Origin of the sequence: Rhizobium phaseoli, assembly GCF_003985125.1 — a bacterium.
Taxonomy (GTDB): domain Bacteria; phylum Pseudomonadota; class Alphaproteobacteria; order Rhizobiales; family Rhizobiaceae; genus Rhizobium; species Rhizobium phaseoli.
The window spans coordinates 19530-36780 of record NZ_ML133598.1; the positions used below are offsets into that span (position 1 = coordinate 19530).

Here is a 17251-nt window from a genome sequence, read left to right on the forward strand (position 1 = left end):
TAATCTTCGTCCGTTGGTTTCAAAGGAGGATACGATGCCAGCTCCAAAGATCCTGATGATCACAGGTGATTTCACCGAAGATTATGAAACGATGGTGCCGTTCCAGACGCTGCTCGCCTGCGGCTATACGGTCGATGCCGTCTGCCCCGGCAAGAAGGCGGGTGAGAGCGTCGCCACCGCCATCCATGATTTCGAGGGCGACCAGACCTATTCCGAAAAGCGCGGCCACAATTTTGCACTGAACGCCACTTTCGAGAGCGTGCGGGCGGAGGATTACGATGCCCTCGTCATCCCCGGCGGCCGCGCGCCCGAATATCTTCGCCTCAATGCCGACGTCATCAAGTCGATCCGGCACTTCTTCGATGCCGGAAAACCTGTTGCAGCCATCTGCCACGGTGCGCAGCTGCTTGCCGCTGCCGGCGTGTTGAAGGGCCGCACCTGCTCGGCCTATCCAGCATGCCGGCCGGAAGTCGAACTGGCCGGCGGCATCTATGCCGACATTGCAATCACCGATGCGGTCTCGGACGGCAATCTGGTCACGGCGCCGGCCTGGCCGGCGAATCCCTCCTGGCTGCGCCAGTTCATGGCGGTGCTCGACGCCGCGTCGATGCCTGAAACCAACGCCGCCTGAAAGGGGGGGCACCGGGAGGACGACATGTGTGAACTCTTCATCAAAGCGGATGCGCGGCTATGGGAAAGCACCACCCGGTCGCTGCGCATCGACGGAATGGTCACCAGCGTCAGGCTGGAGAACTTCTTCTGGTCGAAGCTCGAGGAAATTGCCCGGCGCGACGGCATGAACGTCGTACAGCTGATCACCCGGCTGCATCATGAGTCAATCGATGCCGGGCACGATCTCGGAAATTTCACATCCTTCCTGCGCGTCTGCTGCGCCCGCTATCTCGATCTGCAGCTCACCGGGGATATCCCCGCCGATGTCAGCCGCCCGATCTCCGAGCTGAATGCGCCGGTTATCCTCGGCCGCGAACGCGAAAAATATCACTGAAGTCTAGAGCATGATGCCGAAAAGTGTAGGCGGTTTTCGGGCGACATCATGCTCTAACTCTTTAATTTAGAACAGGATTCAGATTTTAGGCCGAACGGGCCTGAAATCATCCTGTTCTGGCCCGGCGAACCGCCGGTGATGGCGGGCAGAGCTCTCTACGGGAACTCTGCCGACAATCCTGGGATACCTGACCTTGATGCGGCTCCACGGGGGTTGCGTTGCGGCGCAGCCTGGATCAACAATGCGCGGCATCATCCAGCACCGGCACCGTCAGGATATTGATTGCCATGAACGACCAGAAAGCCGTGATCGTCACGGGAGCCGGCGGCAACCTCGGCAGCGCCGTTGTCCGCGAGCTTGCCGCAGGCGGCGCCAAGCTCGTCTGCATGAACCGGTCGAGCCAGGAACTGGAAGTCTTGGCCGGCGAGCTTCCTGCCTCCACCGAGTTCCTCTCGATCGCCGGAACGGACCTCACCGATTATGCCTCCTGTGCTGCAGCCGTCGCCCGGGCCGTCAAGCATTTCGGCGGCGTCAGCGCCCTGGTCAATACGGTCGGCGGCTTCCAGATGGGACCGGTCGGGCCGGATGCACCTTCCCAATGGGACACGATGATGACCGCCAACGCCCGCACTGCGCTGACGATCAGCGCTGCGGTTCTCCCGACCATGAAGGCGGCAGGCTATGGCCGCATCATTCACGTTGCCGCCGCCCCCGGCCTGAAAGCCGGAGCCAATCAGGCCGCCTACGCCGCGTCGAAAGCCGCCGTTATCCGGCTCGCCGAAGCGATCGCTGCGGAAAACCGCGAACACCGCATCACCGCCAACTGCATTCTGCCCGGGACGATTGACACCCCGGAGAATCGCGCCGCAATGCCCAATGCGAAGACGGATGGCTGGGTATCGCCGCAATCGATCGCCCGCCTCATCGCCTTCCTGATATCGCCGGCCGCAGCCGTCGTTACCGGCGCGGCGATCCCGGCGACCGGGCGCGAATAAGGCAAGGCCTGCCTGACTCACGGCGCCATCTGGCGTGCGGCACTGTCCTTTTGTATTCTCGACAGAAGACCGGGCTTAGAGAGCGGGCGGGACACGATGGTGTTGATGATCGCATGGCGGCAGCATGTGCGGAACGGCGGTGGTCGATGACCGACGGGCCTGCAGTCCGCACCGCCGGCGCCGCCGGCCTGCGCGAGGAATGGTTCCTCGGCGTCAGCATTGCAACCAGCCTGATATTCCTCGCTTTTCCGGAGCAGCTCTTCAGCCGGCTCTCCGATCCGCTTTGGTTCGCCGTCGTTTTCGGCTGGCTGTTTGCCGTCGTTCTCGGCTCCGCCTTGTCTGTCGTGCGGCATGCGGATCGTCTTGCCGAGCAGCTGCGGGAGCCTTACGGCACGCTCATTCTGACGCTTGCCATCACCTCGATCGAAGTCATGGCAATTTCGGCCGTCATGATTCACGGCGAAAACAACCCCACGCTTACGCGCGACACCCTGTTTGCCGTCGTCATGATCATCTTGAACGGCATGGTCGGCCTGTCCTTGCTGCTCGGCGCGTGGCGGCGGCCGGAACAGCAGCATAATCTGCAGGGAGCCAACGCCTATCTCGGCGTCATCGTGCCGCTGGCGACGCTGAGCCTCGTCATGCCGACATTTCTCGCCGGCCCGGACGGACAGCATCCATCGGCGCCGCGGCAATTGATGTTGGGCATCGTCTCGGTCGGCCTTTACGCCACATTCCTGTTTCTGCAGGCCGGCCGCCATCATGATTACTTCACCACCGACGGCAACCGCCATCAGCATCCCGGCGAACACACTCCTCCGCACGGCCCCCTCTGGCCCCATGCCGTTCTGCTCTTCGCCTATATGGGGCCCGTCGTCTTTCTGGTCGAGCAGCTTGCGCGGCCGATCGACTACATCATTGAAACCCTTCATGCGCCGACCGCATTCGGCGGCGTTGTCATGGCCATCCTTGTCGCAACGCCCGAGGCAATCAGCGCGGTGCGCGCATCCATCGCCGATAATCTCCAGCGCTCCGTCAATATCTTTCTGGGTTCAGTTCTGTCGACGATCGGCCTGACCGTGCCGGCGATGCTCGTCGTCAGCCGCCTTTACGGGCACCCGGTAACCCTGGGCCTGGAACACAGCGATCTGGTGATGCTCGTGCTCACCCTGGCCGTCAGCATCATTACCTTTGCCAGCGGCCGCACCCACCTGATGCAGGGCGCCGTCCATCTCGTGCTTTTTTTGGCTTACGTGCTGCTCATCTTCCAGCAATGACCTCCGCACGAGAATAGGAAGGTAAAGATCTCCACGCTCGGTTGATCTTCCGCTATGATGACGGCCGCTCTTGCACAGCTTGCCCGTATCGCGGCGCCTGCGGAGTGGCCGTGACGATACGGAGAGGGGACGTGAGCTCACTGTTGCTTGGCGGGCTGGTATTTGTTTTCCTGTCGGCGGCGACATCGATAGGAATGATCGTGCGCGGCCGCTTGCCGGATCATCATCTCAGTTCGGAATCCAAGGATGTCATCAGGCTCGCGACCGCGGTCGTGGGGACGCTGTCGGCCTTGGCGCTCGGCCTGTTGATCGCATCTGCCAAATCGACCTACGACAATGCCGAAGTGGAGATGAGAACGGCAGCGGCGCGGGTCCTGCTTTTGGATCGCGTCATGGCGCAATACGGCCCGGAAACCGAGGATGCGCGCCGGCTGCTGCGCCACCTTATCGAAAGACGGCTGAGCCGCGGCTGGACTGCCGCAACCACCGACGAGGCATCCGGCAAGGCGCTGGGAGAATATCAGGATATCGAGGCCGTTCAGGGCGACCTTCGATCCTTGTCGCCGAAGGATGCCGTGCAGCACTCTCTCCAGACCCGCGCGCTTGAAGTCAGCGGCATGGTGGCGGAAACCCACTGGCTGCTGGTCGAATCCGGCAGTGAGGGCCTGCCCTGGGCCTTTCTCGCGGTTCTCGTCTGTTGGCTCTCGTTGCTTTTTGCAACCTTCGGGCTGCAGGCGCCGCCCAACCCGACGGTGCTGTCCATTCTCTTTGTCTGCGCGCTTTCCGTCGCCGGCGCGGTCTTCCTGATCTCGGATATGGCCAATCCCTATATCGGGCTGGTCCGTGTGTCGGACGCACCCTTGCAGTCGGCCATGGAACGGCTTGGGAAACCGTAGCTGCGTCACGAACCCTCCTGCCCCGGCTCTTTTGAGCTCAACAGAGTTCAATTGTGCACCATGGGCTATTGCAATTTTTAGCAATGCCGCGACATAATATCGCATGCCTTGAACCTTCGGCAGGCCGATTGGGGGCAGCCGTCGAGGCACGCATGAGACGACAGTGCCGCGCGTCTTTCAGACGCGCAAAGAACGCTGTCGCGCGTTTGATTGCTGCATAATTTATCCTTCGATCGCTTCCGATTTCAGGAATTATGCGGTGGGCTCTAGACATGTCGAGGCGGCGGCAATGCGTGGGAGATTGCATCAGGGTCTGCGACTTTTTCTGACATTTGCCGGCATGGCAATGCTTGCCGGCTGCGAGGAGAGCGGCAACACCTATGTTCCGCCTCCGCCGCCTGTGGTTCGGGTCGCGCTGCCGGTCCAGGAGCCGGTGACGCTCTATTTCGACCTCACCGGCAATACCGCGCCGCTCAATGCCGTCGATATCGAGGCGCGCGTCCAGGGCTATGTCCAATCCATCGACTACCAGGACGGCATGTTGGTGAAGAAGGGCACCAAGCTTTTCGGCATCGAGCGGGACACCTACGAGGCGCAACTGGATCAGGCCAAGGCATCGCTCGCCTCGCAGCAGGCCTCCCAGGTCGGCGCAAAACAGGAATATGACCGGCAGCTCAATCTGATGAAGCAACAGGTCACCACCCAGACCGCGGTCGACAGCGCCAAGGCGACGCTCGACGAAGCGAATGCCGCCATCCTCAACGCCCAGGCCAATGTTGAACTTGCAACGATCAACCTCGGCTATACCGAGGTGCTCGCTCCTTTCGACGGCATCGTCACGGATCACCTCGTCGATATCGGCACGCTGGTCGGCGTGTCCGGCCCCACCAAACTCGCCAGCATCGTCCAGACCGATCCGCTGTATGCCTATTTCAACGTCAGCGAAACGCAGGTGCTGATGATCAAGGAAACCCTGGCAAAGCAGGGACATACCTTCAGGCAGACGGACCTGCCGAGCATACCGGCGGAGATCGGTTTGCAGACGGAAGAAGGTTACCCGCACAAGGGACATCTCGACTACGTATCGCCCCAGCTGGACGCCTCCACAGGCACGCTTCAGGTCCGTGCCCTGTTCGACAACAAGGATCACGCCATGCTGCCCGGCCTCTTCGTGCGGGTTCGGGTGCCGGTCGGCCATAACGACAAGGCTCTGCTGGTGCGCGACGATACGATCGGAACGAACCAGCTCGGCAGCTACGTGCTCGTTCTCGGTAAGGACGACGTCGTCGAGCAGAAGCAGGTCAAGACCGGCCAGCGTGAAGGTGCGCTCCGGGTCATCCAGTCCGGTCTCGATCCGGCCGACTGGGTGGTGACTCAAGGGATCCAGCAGGCCATTCCCGGCAGCAAGGTCACGCCCGACAAGATCGAAATGAACCCGACGGCCAATGCCGCCGGCGATGCCAAGGCCAATACCACCACGCAATGACTTCGCCACCACGCTTCCTCTGAACGTCTGAGGCAACAGCATGATCTCGCGTTTCTTCATCGAGCGACCGGTACTTGCCAACGTCCTGGCATTGGTTTTCGTGCTGGTCGGCGCGGTCGCCCTGTTCCAGCTGCCTGTGGCGCAATATCCGAATGTCGTGCCGCCGACGGTGCAGGTGACGACGCGCTTCCCCGGTGCCAGCGCCCAGACCCTCGTCGACACCGTCGCGCTGCCGATCGAGCAGCAGGTCAACGGCGTGCAGGATATGCTCTACATGCAGTCGACCAGCGCCAGCGACGGCACCTATTCGCTGATCGTAACCTTTGCCATCGGAACGGATCCGGATCAGGCCCAGGTTCTGGTGCAGAACCGCGTCGCCATTGCAATGTCGTCGCTTCCGGAAGCGGTGCAGCTTCAGGGCGTGACAACGCAGAAGAAGTCGACGGCGATCCTCGGCTTCGTCAGCCTGACCTCATCAGACAGCCGCTATGACAGCCTGTTCCTGTCGAACTACGCCGTCATCAATCTGCAGAACGAGCTCGCTCGCTTGCCTGGCGTCGGCAACGTGACGGTGTTCGGCGCCGGCCAATATGCCATGCGGATCTGGATGGATCCGAACCTGCTGCAGGCACGCGGCCTCACGCCGCAGGATGTCGTCAATGTCGTGCAGCAACAGAGCCAGGAGGTCACCGCCGGCCAGATCGGCATTCCGCCGGTGCCGCAAGGGCAGGTCTTTCAATACACGCTGAACGTCAATGGCCGGCTGAACGAGGCCGCCGACTATGAGAACATCATCGTCAAGGTCGAAAGCGGACAGGGCGGCCGCATCACGCGCGTCCGCGATATCGGCCGCGTCGAACTCGGCGCCCAGACCTACAGCCAGTCCTTCACGCAGAACGGCCGGCCGGCGGCCGGCATCGGCATTTTCCAGCTGCCGGAGGCAAACGCCATTGCCGTGGCGCAGGCGGTGGATGCGAAGATGGAGGAGCTCTCCAAGAGTTTTCCGCCGGGCCTCGAATATCACGTGCCGTTCGACACGACGAAATTCGTCAAGGCCTCCATCGACGAGGTTTACGTCACCCTGATCGAGGCGGGTGTGCTGGTTCTCATCGTCATTCTGGTTTTCCTGCAGGATTGGCGGGCAATGCTGGTGCCGGCGACCACGGTTCCCGTCACCATCATCGGTGCCTTCGCGGCCATGGCGGCATTGGGCTTCACCGTCAACCTGTCGACGCTGTTTGCCATCGTTCTCGCCATCGGTATCGTCGTCGATGATGCCATCGTCATCGTCGAAGGCGTTGCCCGGCACATCGAGGCGGGCATGTCAGGCCGAAAGGCGGCCGAGAAGGCGATGGAGGAACTGCTTGGCCCGGTCATCGGCATCACGCTGGTGCTGATGGCGGTTTTCATTCCCGCCGCCTTCCTGCCCGGCCTGACCGGCCAGCTCTACCGGCAGTTCGCACTTGTCATTGCCGCGACCGCGCTGATCAGCGCCATCAATGCCGTGACGCTGAAACCGACGCAATGCGCCCTCTGGCTGCGCGCGCCGGTGCCCTTCGACAAACGCAACGTCGTCTATCGCGGCTTCAACAAGGGCTATGATTGGGGCGAACGGCATTATGCCGGACTGATCGGATCGATGACCCGTCACAGCGGCCTCATGGCCGTGGCAGCGCTGGCGCTGATCGGCGTCGCCATCTGGGGGCTCACGCGCCTGCCGACTGCATTCCTGCCGATCGAGGATCAGGGTTATGTGCTGGTCAGCGCCCAATTGCCCGACGGCGCTTCGAAGGAGCGGACCGACGCCGTCATGGAAGAGATCGGCAAGATCGCCGAAGCCACCCCGGGCGTCGACCAGGTGCTGACCATCAGCGGCCTTTCCGTTCTCGACAACAATGCCAGCCTGCAGAATGCCGGCGTCGCCTATGTCGTTCTCAAGGATTGGGACGAGCGCGGCAAGCAGAAGGGGCAGGACCTGCTGTCGATCTATCAGCATCTGAACGACGCCCTGCAACATGTGCTGACTGCAAAAACGCTGGTGGTCGTGCCGCCGCCGATCCAGGGCGTCGGCAATGCCAACGGCTTTACCATGCAGGTCGAGCTCCGCAACGGCGTATCCGACTATCCGCTGCTGCAATCACTTGCCGATACGATCGTCAAGAACGGCAATGCCCAGTCCTCGCTGCAGCGGCTGAGTACGCCTTTCCGCTCGAACGTGCCGCAGCTTGCGGTCTCCGTCGATCGCATCAAGGCTGAGACGCTGGGAATTACGGTCGGCCAGGTCTTCTCTGCTCTCTCCGGCTATGTCGGATCGAGCTATGTCACCCAGTTCAACAAATTCGGCCGCACCTTCCAGGTCTACGCGCAAGCCGCATCCGATTTCCGTGTCAGCCCCGAGGATATCCGCAACCTGAAGGTCAAGGCCGGCGACGGGACGATGGTGCCGCTCGGCACGGTCGTCAATGTCACCACGACGCAAGGTCCCTCGCTGATCAGCCTCTACAATCTCTATCCGACCGCCACCATCGTCGGCGGACCGGCGGCCGGTTTCAGTTCCGGCCAGTCGCTCGAGGTGATGGAGCAGATCGCCGATCATACATTGCCGACGGGAACCGGTTTCGAATGGACAGCGCTCTCCTATCAGGAGAAGGCCGTTGGCGGGCAGATCTATTTTATCTTCGCGCTCGCCATGCTGCTCGTCTATTTCGTGCTCGCCGGCCAATATGAAAGCTGGATCCTGCCGCTGGCGGTCATATCAGCCGTGCCGCTCGCCCTGCTCGGCACCGTGGCGGCACTGACGGCGGCGGGTGTGGCCAATAATCTCTATACGCAGATCGGCCTTATCCTGCTGATTGCGCTCGCCGCCAAGAATGCCATCCTCATCGTCGAATATGCCAGGGAAAAACGGGCGGAAGGCATGGAAATCCTCGACGCCGCCGTCGAGGCCGCCCGCCTGCGTTTCCGGCCGATCCTGATGACATCCTTCGCCTTTATCCTCGGCGTCCTGCCGCTCGTGCTGGCCACGGGCGCCGGCGCATCGGCGCGCAAGTCGATCGGCATATCGGTTTTCAGCGGCATGATCGCCTCGACCTGCCTCGCCATCCTCTTCGTTCCCTCTTTCTACGTGCTGCTGCAGCGCCTCGAGGAATTTTGGAAGCGGCGCGGCGCGACCGCAAGCACGGCCGCGAGCGCGGTGGAAGCGGAGATGTCGAACGTCCGGTAAGGCGATCGCAGCAATTATTGCACGATCACCTGCACATAGACGTTGCCGCTCTTGGCGTAGTAATAACCGCCGCATCGATAATAATAGCCGCCGTAATAGGGACCATAGCGGCAGCCTGCCGGCAGCACGGCGATGGTCGTCGTCGTGCGTGTGACGACCCGCCGCGTCGTCCGGCGAGCCACGCCCGCATAAGAGAGCGGCGTCAGCGGCCTGCCGATGACGGCGCCGGCCGGCGTGGCAAAGCCGATCGACAATGGCGCGGATACCTGCTCCTCGATGTGAAAGCCGGTGAATGTCAGAACGCCGGCCAGGCCGAGGGCGAAGAACAGCTTCCTATAGGTCATTTTACCTCTCCCATACGGGCAGCTTCAGGCAGTTCATCAAGGGATTGCAGTTCACTGAGATCGACCGTCTTCGCGCTGGCTGGAACCTCGATGGTGTAGGAAACGGCCGCGACATCCGCTCCGCTTTTGAAGTCGCTGATTTCGAGCGTGTATTGCGGCGCCTGTACGACGTGCTTGCTGGTGATGACGTAACGGCGGGGTATCGGTTGCGGACCGCTCTGTATCCAGATCTGCCAGTCGATCTCAGGCGTTCGGAAGGCCAGATATTCGCATTCGACCCCATCCACGAATGCGCTGGAAATATGCTTGGCCTCCGTCACATCCGACATGAGGACGTCATAGACGTTGGAGGATAAAAGATCGGCGCCCGGCGCTTCGACGCCCGCGGTCATCAGCCTGTCGATCAGCTCGTCGAGCGACCCCTTGCCGTCGATCTTGGCATAAGCGTCGAGGTTTTTGCCGTGAACTGTCAGCGACGAACCGTCGAAACTCACGTCGAGGTCCGCAAAGCCGCCGGTCCTCGTGACACGCAGCTTGTCTGGGCGGGTCAGGTTGGCAGTCCCGGAGCTTACGAACTGGAGTTTCTCGAAGTCGGGCGTCACCGCTTCGAGCGACGATTGATAGGTGAAGGAGATCGTCTTCTGCGCCGTCAGAAAATCGGACATCGTCTTTAAAAGAGCCTTCGCATCGTCCGCCCACGCGCTTGTCGGCGGTGCGAGGCTGACGGCAAGCGAGGCATAGAGGAGGATCCGCTTCAATCGCGGGAAAGGGAATGTCGATGACATGGCAATGCCTTTCGTTCGTGTCGTCATTGATTTCATCAAATTGCAGATGGAGCAGCTGACGGACCCGCCGCAGCCGGACATTGAATGTGAAAGATGCAATGCATGCAAGCGGGCAAAGTATGCTGCCGGCCTCTGCGGGATCGCGCACCGAATGTCTGGCTGGTGCGCGACGATCTCATTATGAGAGGAAGTTTCGAACGGGCGCTACAAACCTGAGGTCAGCACGCGATGGCACGCCGGAGATACGCGCTGCAGATTGTCGCGCAGACAGGCAATGCCCCGCCCTCCTCCCAAAGGCACCATGCGGCACAAGGCCCGGAAGTCCGCTCCGCAGGTTTCCCGCAGGATCATCACTTCCTCACGCGGGGAGAAGGCTGGCATCATTGCCGGAGGGGCCGGAGGGGCCGGCGCGATTGCACCGGTAGCCGCCGCATCGCCGGCAGCCGGCGGCGCCCCCGATCCCCCCAATGCCGCGACGGCTTGCTGACATGGCGCCGATAGAGCGGCATTATGCTGTTGCAAACAGCTGAGCGCCGCCGCACCGCCCGGCGCGACCCCGGAACATTGCGCCATGAAATCGCGCTGGCAAGCCGATTTGACCGCATTGCGCTGCGCCTGCGTCGGCTGATGCGCCGGCGTGCCGGTCGCGGGCACTGGGGTCGCCGTCGCGGTATTGGCAGGTGCCGTCGGCTTTGGGTCGGCAGATGTCGACTTGGGTTTGACGTTCACCGCAGAAACCGCCTTCCGGCAGCCTTCCGAAAGCGTCGCGCTATGCTGCTGCAGGCAGGTCAGCGCCTCGATACCGCCCGGCGTCACCCCCGAGCATTTCGCCATGAAATCGGAACGGCACTCGGCCCTGATCGCCTCGCGCTGCTCTTCAGTCGGCGCTTGCGCGGATGCAATCCCGGCGAGGAACATAATCGCGCAGAACGCAGGCAACGCGGAGATTGCCGATTGAAGACGATGCTTCCCATATCGAGACGCCGTTAGAGAAGATCCCCATTTTTGCATGATTCCCCCCTGTAAATCTCTGATCTACTTCATGAAATCGAACTTCCCTCTGAATAGGAAAATAGGCGCCGCCGAATGGACGGACGTTACTTGCTACTACGGAAATATAAGATGCGCCTGAACTACGTATATTAGAATATTATCCTTTTAGCAACTATTTCGTCGTCGCTTGCAAATCGATGACAACTTGCGGGGATATTATTTCGATACCAGAACGACTAAGCCCGCACGGGGCGGGCCTTTGTGAGCTTTGGTTGCCGTTCAGGTTTTGAACCGTTCGCTACGCCTGGTCCTGATTGGCAACCACCGGCAATTTGCCTTCGTCCGAAGCACGAGCTTCGGTTTGTCGGGCGGCAGAGACGAGCCGGCGCTGTGCGCGGATCGCGTTCCATTGTTGGTCGATCAGCACGCCGATAAGAATCACGCCACCCATCACGGCGAAATTCAGCGACGAGGGAATGCCAAGCAGATTCACCAGGTTCTGCAATTCCTGGAGCAGGACTGTTCCGAGCACGGCGCCAACGATCGATCCTTCGCCGCCGCGGAGCGAAAAGCCCCCGAGTACGGCAGCGGCAATTGCGTAGAGTTCATAGAACTGGCCATGGCTGGCCGGCGAGATCGAGCGTGTGTACATGGCGAAATAGATCGCCGCGAGCGCCGTCAGCAGTCCGCAGATGACATAAGCCGACATCACCATCCGGCCGGTGTGGATACCGGAATAGCGGGCCGCCTCCTCGTTCTTGCCGATCGCATAAAGATAACGCCCGAAGACAGAGCGATGCAGCACCACCCACATCGCCACGGAAATGATGACGAGCGCAATGAAGGTGTTGGGAACGCCGTACAACCGTCCGGCGGTCAGAAACTCAAGCTCGGGGAAATTCTGGCCGAACGCAAAACCCGCCGTTCCATCGGCCGTATAGAAGCGCGCCGCGCCGCGATAGATAAGGAGGCCGCAGAGAGTGACGACGAAAGGTTGCAAGTTCAGCCGGGTGATCAGCCAGCCGTGAACGGCACCTATGGCCGCACCGAGCACGAGAATGAGTGGCAGCGCCAGCATCCATGGCATATCTTGGACCGCGACGAAATCGACAAACAGCACACCAAGAAGCGCTACGAGTGAACCCACGGAAAGTTCGATACCGCCTGTTATGATGACGTAGGCCTGGCCGATCGACAGGATGCCGAACAGGCCGATCAGGTTGGCCGTATTCGCCAGATTGATCGGCAGCAGGAAGCGCGGATTGATGATCGCGACGACGATGCCGACGACGACGATCAAAAGCAGCAGTCCAAGATCTTTCTTGATCATTCGAGATCCAATCCCCGATATCTGACTATATCGCCGCGGCGGCTATTTTACGCCTTTGCCGACAGCAAGCAAAAGGACGCTTTCCTGACTGAATTCGTCCTCATCGAGAATGCCGGCGATCTGGCCCTCATGCATGACGGCAATGCGGTCGGAAACGCCGATTACCTCTTCCATGTCGCTGGAGATCATCAGGATCGCGACACCGGCATCGGCAAGCGCCCGCATCAGGCCGTAGATCTCGTTCTTGGCGCCGATGTCGATGCCGCGCGTCGGCTCGTCGAAGATCATCACCTTCGGGCTCATCGACAACCATTTGGCAAGCACGACCTTCTGCTGGTTGCCGCCGGACAGAGTGCCGGTTCGGCTGGAAACAGAGGGCGCCTTGATGCCAAGGCGAACGCGCTGCTTTTCGGCCGCCGCCGTCTCGCGCTCGGCGGACAGCATGAAACGGCTGGCGAGCGTGGGGAGATGGGCAAGGGTTATGTTCTGGGCGATCGGGAAATCAAGAAGAATGCCGTTGCGCTTTCGATCCTCCGGCACCAGGAAAATGCCGCGAGCAACCGCGTCGCGCGCGGAACGGACTTCAATTTGCTGCCCGTCCTGCAGGATGACTCCGCCGTAACTGCGATCAATGCCAAAGAGCACCCTGGCAAGCTCAGTGCGGCCGGACCCGACGAGGCCCGCAAGTCCGAGGATTTCTCCGTACCTGATTTCCAGATCAACGGGATGGCCGGGATAAGCCGCGGTGCGCACGGCGCTTACCTTCAGCGCAACTGAACCGGGTGAGCGCTGCGGCTTTGCGGTGCGGGCCGCAAGCATCCGGCCAATCATCAGCTTGACCATCTGGTCGTGGCCGATCTCCTTCTTGGCGAGCGTGCCCGCAAGCGCGCCGTCACGGAGTACGACGACCCGGTCGGCCACGCGCTCAACCTCGTGGAGCCGATGCGAGATGAAAATAACGCTGATGCCATCCGCCTTCAGCAGTTTGATGATGCTGAGTAGCCGCTCGGTTTCAGCCAGCGGAAGGCTGGAAGTGGGTTCGTCGAAGATGACGAGCCTGGCGTTGATGGACAGCGCCTTGGCGATTTCCACCATCTGCTGCTCGGCCAGCGACAGCGACGCCACGGGTGTGTCGGCGGAAAAATGCGCGCCCACGCGCCTCAAGAGCGGCTTCACCATTTCCCTTAATCGATCGCGATCGACGAGCTTCAGAGGTCCCGCCTTCAGCGGTTCGCGCCCCAGGAAGATATTGGCGGCGACGTCGAGATTCTCGAAGAGGTTGAGCTCCTGATGCACGAAGGCGATGCCGGACGAGATGCTCGATTCCACGGTGAGGAAACGAAGCTCTGCTCCGTCGAGCAGGATCGTGCCCCGATCGGGTGCGATCACACCGCCGAGAATTTTCATCAGCGTCGATTTTCCGGCCCCGTTTTCGCCAACAAGGCCGATGACCTCGCCTGGCATGATGTCCATTGACAGGCCTTCGAGCGCAACGACACCTGGATAGGTCTTGCCGACGCCGGAAAGCGAAAGGAATGGCGTTGCGGGCCCGCCCGGTGACGGGATGTCGGAACTATGGTTCATCGGCTTTCCATGGCTGCTGATGCTGACGGCATGAAACGCCTTTCGCGGCGGCGGTGAGTGCCGCCGCCGCAAAAGAGGCTATTTTCCGGCCATGGCCTTCAGGTTGGCAGCATATTTGTCGACGTCGTCCTTGCCGATGATGACCGTCGGAATGATGATCAAGCCATCGGCGGGAACGCCTGATTTGTCGCCCTTGAGGTAGGCGGCCATCAATTTCATGCCCTGATAGGCCCATTCGAACGGCTGCTGTACGACGGTTGCCGCGATCGTGCCTTCCTTGACGCCGCCGAGCGTGATCGGATCGTCATCAAAGCCGACGACGGTGATCTGGCCGAGTTTGCCTGCGTCGCGCAGCGCCTCATAGATGCGCGGCGTGTTGTAGGAGTAGAAGCCGACCATGCAGGTCAGGTCGGGGCTGGCCACCAACGCATCCTCGACGTTCTTCTTGGCGCGCGTCTGATCGATGTCGTCACCTCGAACATCGACAAGCTCGATCTTGGTACCCTTGAGCCCTTCCTTCATCCCTTCGATGCGTTCGCGGGCGTTGTCGGCGCCCAGCAGACCGACGAAGCCCATGCACTTGCCGCCGTCCGGCATCGCCTTCTTGGCGATTTCGGCGGCCTGCTTGCCGGCGTCGACGTTCGAAGAACCGATATAGGCGACCCGGTTGGTCTTCGGCGCATCGCTGTCGGTGGTGAAGAGAGCCGTCTGCGAACCGATCTTGTTGAGGCCGTCCGTCTGGGTCTTGGGATCGACGGCGGAGACCATGATCCCCTTGACGCCGGCGCTGACGAGATCTTCCATGAGACGCTGCTGAATGGCGACAGCCGCCTGCTCAGGATATTTCAGTACCATATTGTAGTCTGGCATCTCGCCCTGTGCCTTCTTCACCCCCGCCTCGGCGGCTTTCCAGAAGTCGGACGCTCCATTGACGACGAATGCGAGTGTCGGCTTGTCGGCGGCATGCGATGCAGCCATCGGCGCCGCACTCAACATCAACGCAGCGAAAAACAAGGCAGCATTTTTCCGTTTCAGCTGTTTCATAATACTCCTCCCAAGGGCCGCAATTGCGAGGGCCCGTTCGCGACTTACGGCCGGCCGCATGCGCGCCCCCTCCAGGGCCGTCGCAAAGCGACGTGTGGCATAGGTGCCGATCGCACATCGACGGTATACCAGAATCTGAATTAGTAAATAGTAATATGAATACAGATCAAAACATGTCGATGCCGGGTCAAATCAACGATCCTGCATCGCTATCGCCTTTGCGATGACGTCAACGATCCCTACCCTAGGAGACGGTTGTTCGCGTCTTCTTAAGACTTACGCTGCAGGCGCACCTCGGCCTCAGGCGACCGACCATCCACCGTCCACGAGCAGGTTCGCACCGGTGATTAGGCTCGCAGCCGGCGAGGCAAGGAAGACGACGGCACCCACCACATCATCGGTTTCACCGATCCGTCCGAGTGGGATGTGACCGAGCGTCGCTTTGCGATTGTCCGCATCGGATAGGAAAGGGGCTGTACCATCGGTGTGGATGAATGTTGGCGACACGGTATTGACGGTGACATTGTAGCGTGCCCATTCGGCTGCAAGGCAGCGCGTGAGATGATTGATTGCCGCCTTGCTCATGCAATAAATTGCCTCGCCGCGCAGCGCCACGGTACCGGCCTGGGAACTGATATTGATGATCCGGCCGCCATTGCGTTTGATCATCTGGCGACCGACCGCCTGCGCCATCAGAAAGGTGCCCTTGATGTTGACATCAAGTATCTCGTCAAGGTCCTTCTCCTCGACAAGTTCCGCGAGATTGCCCGGCGCCACGCCGACATTGTTCACGAGGATGTCTATCCGGCCGAACGCCGTGAGCGCCGCGTCGACGGCTTGAGCAATGTGGGCCTTATTGGGAATCTCCAGTTCGACAGGGAGAACTTTTCGCCCCGCACCCTCGAGTTCGGCAACCAGGCCTGCCGACGCCGTGACATCGCGAACCCCCAGAACAATATCGGAGCCTGCTGCGGCACAGGCAAGTGCGCACGCTCGACCGATGCCACGGCTAGCTCCCGTCACCAAAGTCACTTTACCGTCAAGGCTGAAGTCCGGCGCATTCTTCTGCATCGCGATGCCTCCCTCGATGAAGCTCATTTATGGCAGCGTCGGCGTGCGGATACCAGATGGCAAGCCGCGACGATCACGGAGAGCGGTTCAAGGGCGTTGCAGTGCCACGATTATCGGCAGCGGCTGCGCGCCGGGGAGTTGGGCACGGGGCAGAAACAGAAAAGCTCCTCGACGCATATGCGGAGGAGCTTTGTATGAAGGGACTTGAATGGCAAATATTGAAGTTTCGGTGCTTGCGGCGGCAGGATTTGAACCATTCGCTTCGTCGGCTTTCCCGTCCCGCAGAGCCTCGGAAAGGGCCTTCACGCCTCGACGCTCTACCAGAAACGACAAAAGCCCGCGTGATGCGGGCTATTTGTTTGGTTGCGGGGGCAGGATTTGAACCTGCGGCCTTCAGGTTATGGTCCGCAGGACGACGAGCTACCATCGCCAGCGAAGATGAAGTCTTCGCGCCAGCGATAACTGCTATCTGTGTTTTCGGAGATATGGGGGAAGGGGAAGATTGGTTGCGGGGGCAGGATTTGTGGTTTTCTGTCCCGCTTCGTCGGCTTTGCCGTCTTGCGGGCCCCTGAAGAGGCGTTCACTCCTCGACCCGTTACCAAACAAAAAAGCCCGCGTGATGCGGGCTTTTTGTGATGTTTGGTTGCGGGGGCAGGATTTGAACCTGCGGCCTTCAGGTTATGAGCCTGACGAGCTACCGGGCTGCTCCACCCCGCGGGATATTGTAACACGAAAGGCCGCTTTGTGGGCGGCCTTTTGACGGCGAATGCCGTTGTTTGTGCAGAGAAGATTTTATTTAACGAAGTTGCGCTTTGCAGACCTGGCAGCGACCTACTCTCCCGCGTCTTAAGACGAAGTACCATGGGCGCAGGGGCGTTTCACGGCCGTGTTCGGAAAGGGAACGGGTGCAGCCACCCCGCCATAACCACCAGGTCGGCAAAGCGCAACTTTTGATTTGAGAAGCTGGCGCAGGCCGAAGGCCTGCTTGTCTAAACACGTCAAAGGCTCAAACCGGACAAACACTAGCGCGTTTGCCGGGCCCGTCGCAAAGGCTTTTGCCTTTGCTCTGTCGGGACGAATGCTTTGCATTCGCCCTGAGATGAGCACAGTCAATGAGAACGATCAAGCCGATCGAGCTATTAGTACCGGTAAGCTTCATGCGTTGCCGCACTTCCACACCCGGCCTATCAACGTGGTCGTCTTCCACGGCTCTGATA

General features: G+C 60.7%; 14 protein-coding genes, 1 tRNA gene and 2 rRNA genes. 7 read left to right on the plus strand and 10 right to left on the minus strand.

Annotation, left to right across the window (positions count from 1 at the left end):
* Positions 1-34: 34 nt before the first annotated feature.
* The 7 genes from EFD56_RS29910 (at position 35) to EFD56_RS29940 (ending at position 8883) form a co-directional block, all read left to right on the plus strand.
* Positions 35-631: a DJ-1/PfpI family protein gene (locus EFD56_RS29910; protein WP_012485342.1), complete on the plus strand. Its 597-nt coding sequence runs from the start codon at positions 35-37 to the stop codon at positions 629-631.
* A 24-nt stretch (positions 632-655) separates the two neighbouring features.
* The gene (locus tag EFD56_RS29915; RefSeq protein WP_126907001.1) at positions 656-1006 is read left to right on the plus strand and encodes a ribbon-helix-helix domain-containing protein; all 351 of its coding nucleotides are present in this window, start codon (positions 656-658) and stop codon (positions 1004-1006) included.
* A 287-nt stretch (positions 1007-1293) separates the two neighbouring features.
* On the plus strand, positions 1294-2001 hold the full coding sequence (locus tag EFD56_RS29920) for an SDR family NAD(P)-dependent oxidoreductase (protein ID WP_126907002.1): 708 nt from the start codon (positions 1294-1296) through the stop codon (positions 1999-2001).
* Positions 2002-2147: 146 nt separating this feature from the next.
* Positions 2148-3278 carry a calcium:cation antiporter gene (locus EFD56_RS29925; RefSeq protein ID WP_126907003.1) on the plus strand — a complete coding sequence of 377 codons (1131 nt, stop codon included), beginning with the start codon at positions 2148-2150 and terminating at the stop codon, positions 3276-3278.
* 131 nt (positions 3279-3409) lie between these two features.
* Entirely contained in the window at positions 3410-4174 is a 765-nt protein-coding gene (locus EFD56_RS29930; protein WP_037113895.1) for a bestrophin-like domain, read from the plus strand.
* A gap of 289 nt (positions 4175-4463) precedes the next feature.
* Positions 4464-5660 carry an efflux RND transporter periplasmic adaptor subunit gene (locus tag EFD56_RS29935; RefSeq protein ID WP_126907009.1) on the plus strand — a complete coding sequence of 399 codons (1197 nt, stop codon included), beginning with the start codon at positions 4464-4466 and terminating at the stop codon, positions 5658-5660.
* Positions 5661-5700: 40 nt separating this feature from the next.
* Positions 5701-8883, plus strand: coding sequence for an efflux RND transporter permease subunit (locus EFD56_RS29940; protein ID WP_126907004.1), 3183 nt, complete (start codon positions 5701-5703; stop codon positions 8881-8883).
* A gap of 14 nt (positions 8884-8897) precedes the next feature.
* On the opposite strand, the gene EFD56_RS29945 is transcribed toward EFD56_RS29940, so the two are convergent.
* The 10 genes from EFD56_RS29945 to EFD56_RS29990 form a co-directional block, all read right to left on the minus strand.
* The gene (locus EFD56_RS29945; RefSeq protein WP_012485350.1) at positions 8898-9227 is read right to left on the minus strand and encodes a hypothetical protein; all 330 of its coding nucleotides are present in this window, start codon (positions 9225-9227) and stop codon (positions 8898-8900) included.
* Positions 9224-10012 carry a DUF2092 domain-containing protein gene (locus tag EFD56_RS29950; RefSeq protein WP_126907005.1) on the minus strand — a complete coding sequence of 263 codons (789 nt, stop codon included), beginning with the start codon at positions 10010-10012 and terminating at the stop codon, positions 9224-9226. Before EFD56_RS29950 ends, EFD56_RS29945 begins: the two co-directional genes overlap by 4 nt.
* Positions 10013-10216: 204 nt before the next feature.
* Positions 10217-11023, minus strand: a complete 807-nt coding sequence (locus EFD56_RS29955; protein ID WP_126907006.1) for a hypothetical protein — start codon at positions 11021-11023, stop codon at positions 10217-10219.
* A 280-nt stretch (positions 11024-11303) separates the two neighbouring features.
* The gene (locus EFD56_RS29960; RefSeq protein ID WP_064828529.1) at positions 11304-12335 is read right to left on the minus strand and encodes an ABC transporter permease; all 1032 of its coding nucleotides are present in this window, start codon (positions 12333-12335) and stop codon (positions 11304-11306) included.
* Between the two features lie 42 nt (positions 12336-12377).
* A complete protein-coding gene (locus EFD56_RS29965) occupies positions 12378-13919 on the minus strand; it encodes a sugar ABC transporter ATP-binding protein (protein ID WP_126907007.1) in 1542 nt (513 codons plus the stop codon).
* 78 nt (positions 13920-13997) lie between these two features.
* On the minus strand, positions 13998-14963 hold the full coding sequence (locus EFD56_RS29970; RefSeq protein ID WP_126907008.1) for a sugar-binding protein: 966 nt from the start codon (positions 14961-14963) through the stop codon (positions 13998-14000).
* Between the two features lie 300 nt (positions 14964-15263).
* Positions 15264-16034: an SDR family NAD(P)-dependent oxidoreductase gene (locus EFD56_RS29975; protein ID WP_126907010.1), complete on the minus strand. Its 771-nt coding sequence runs from the start codon at positions 16032-16034 to the stop codon at positions 15264-15266.
* 640 nt (positions 16035-16674) lie between these two features.
* Positions 16675-16751 (minus strand) — tRNA-Met (locus tag EFD56_RS29980).
* Between the two features lie 101 nt (positions 16752-16852).
* A 5S ribosomal RNA gene (rrf, locus tag EFD56_RS29985) occupies positions 16853-16967 on the minus strand.
* Between the two features lie 185 nt (positions 16968-17152).
* Positions 17153-17251, minus strand: a 23S ribosomal RNA gene (locus tag EFD56_RS29990); the annotation flags it as partial.

Bases quoted from the DNA above. Each gene is read 5' to 3' on its own strand.
- EFD56_RS29940 (WP_126907004.1), top strand. From the start codon at position 5,701: ATGATCTCGCGTTTCTTCATCGAGCGACCGGTACTTGCCAACGTCCTG.
- EFD56_RS29975 (WP_126907010.1), bottom strand. From the start codon at position 16,034: ATGCAGAAGAATGCGCCGGACTTCAGCCTTGACGGTAAAGTGACTTTG.
- EFD56_RS29970 (WP_126907008.1), bottom strand. From the start codon at position 14,963: ATGAAACAGCTGAAACGGAAAAATGCTGCCTTGTTTTTCGCTGCGTTG.
- EFD56_RS29915 (WP_126907001.1), top strand. From the start codon at position 656: ATGTGTGAACTCTTCATCAAAGCGGATGCGCGGCTATGGGAAAGCACC.
- EFD56_RS29960 (WP_064828529.1), bottom strand. From the start codon at position 12,335: ATGATCAAGAAAGATCTTGGACTGCTGCTTTTGATCGTCGTCGTCGGC.
- EFD56_RS29955 (WP_126907006.1), bottom strand. From the start codon at position 11,023: ATGCAAAAATGGGGATCTTCTCTAACGGCGTCTCGATATGGGAAGCAT.
- EFD56_RS29950 (WP_126907005.1), bottom strand. From the start codon at position 10,012: ATGTCATCGACATTCCCTTTCCCGCGATTGAAGCGGATCCTCCTCTAT.
- EFD56_RS29925 (WP_126907003.1), top strand. From the start codon at position 2,148: ATGACCGACGGGCCTGCAGTCCGCACCGCCGGCGCCGCCGGCCTGCGC.
- EFD56_RS29945 (WP_012485350.1), bottom strand. From the start codon at position 9,227: ATGACCTATAGGAAGCTGTTCTTCGCCCTCGGCCTGGCCGGCGTTCTG.
- EFD56_RS29920 (WP_126907002.1), top strand. From the start codon at position 1,294: ATGAACGACCAGAAAGCCGTGATCGTCACGGGAGCCGGCGGCAACCTC.
- EFD56_RS29935 (WP_126907009.1), top strand. From the start codon at position 4,464: ATGCGTGGGAGATTGCATCAGGGTCTGCGACTTTTTCTGACATTTGCC.
- EFD56_RS29910 (WP_012485342.1), top strand. From the start codon at position 35: ATGCCAGCTCCAAAGATCCTGATGATCACAGGTGATTTCACCGAAGAT.
- EFD56_RS29965 (WP_126907007.1), bottom strand. From the start codon at position 13,919: ATGAACCATAGTTCCGACATCCCGTCACCGGGCGGGCCCGCAACGCCA.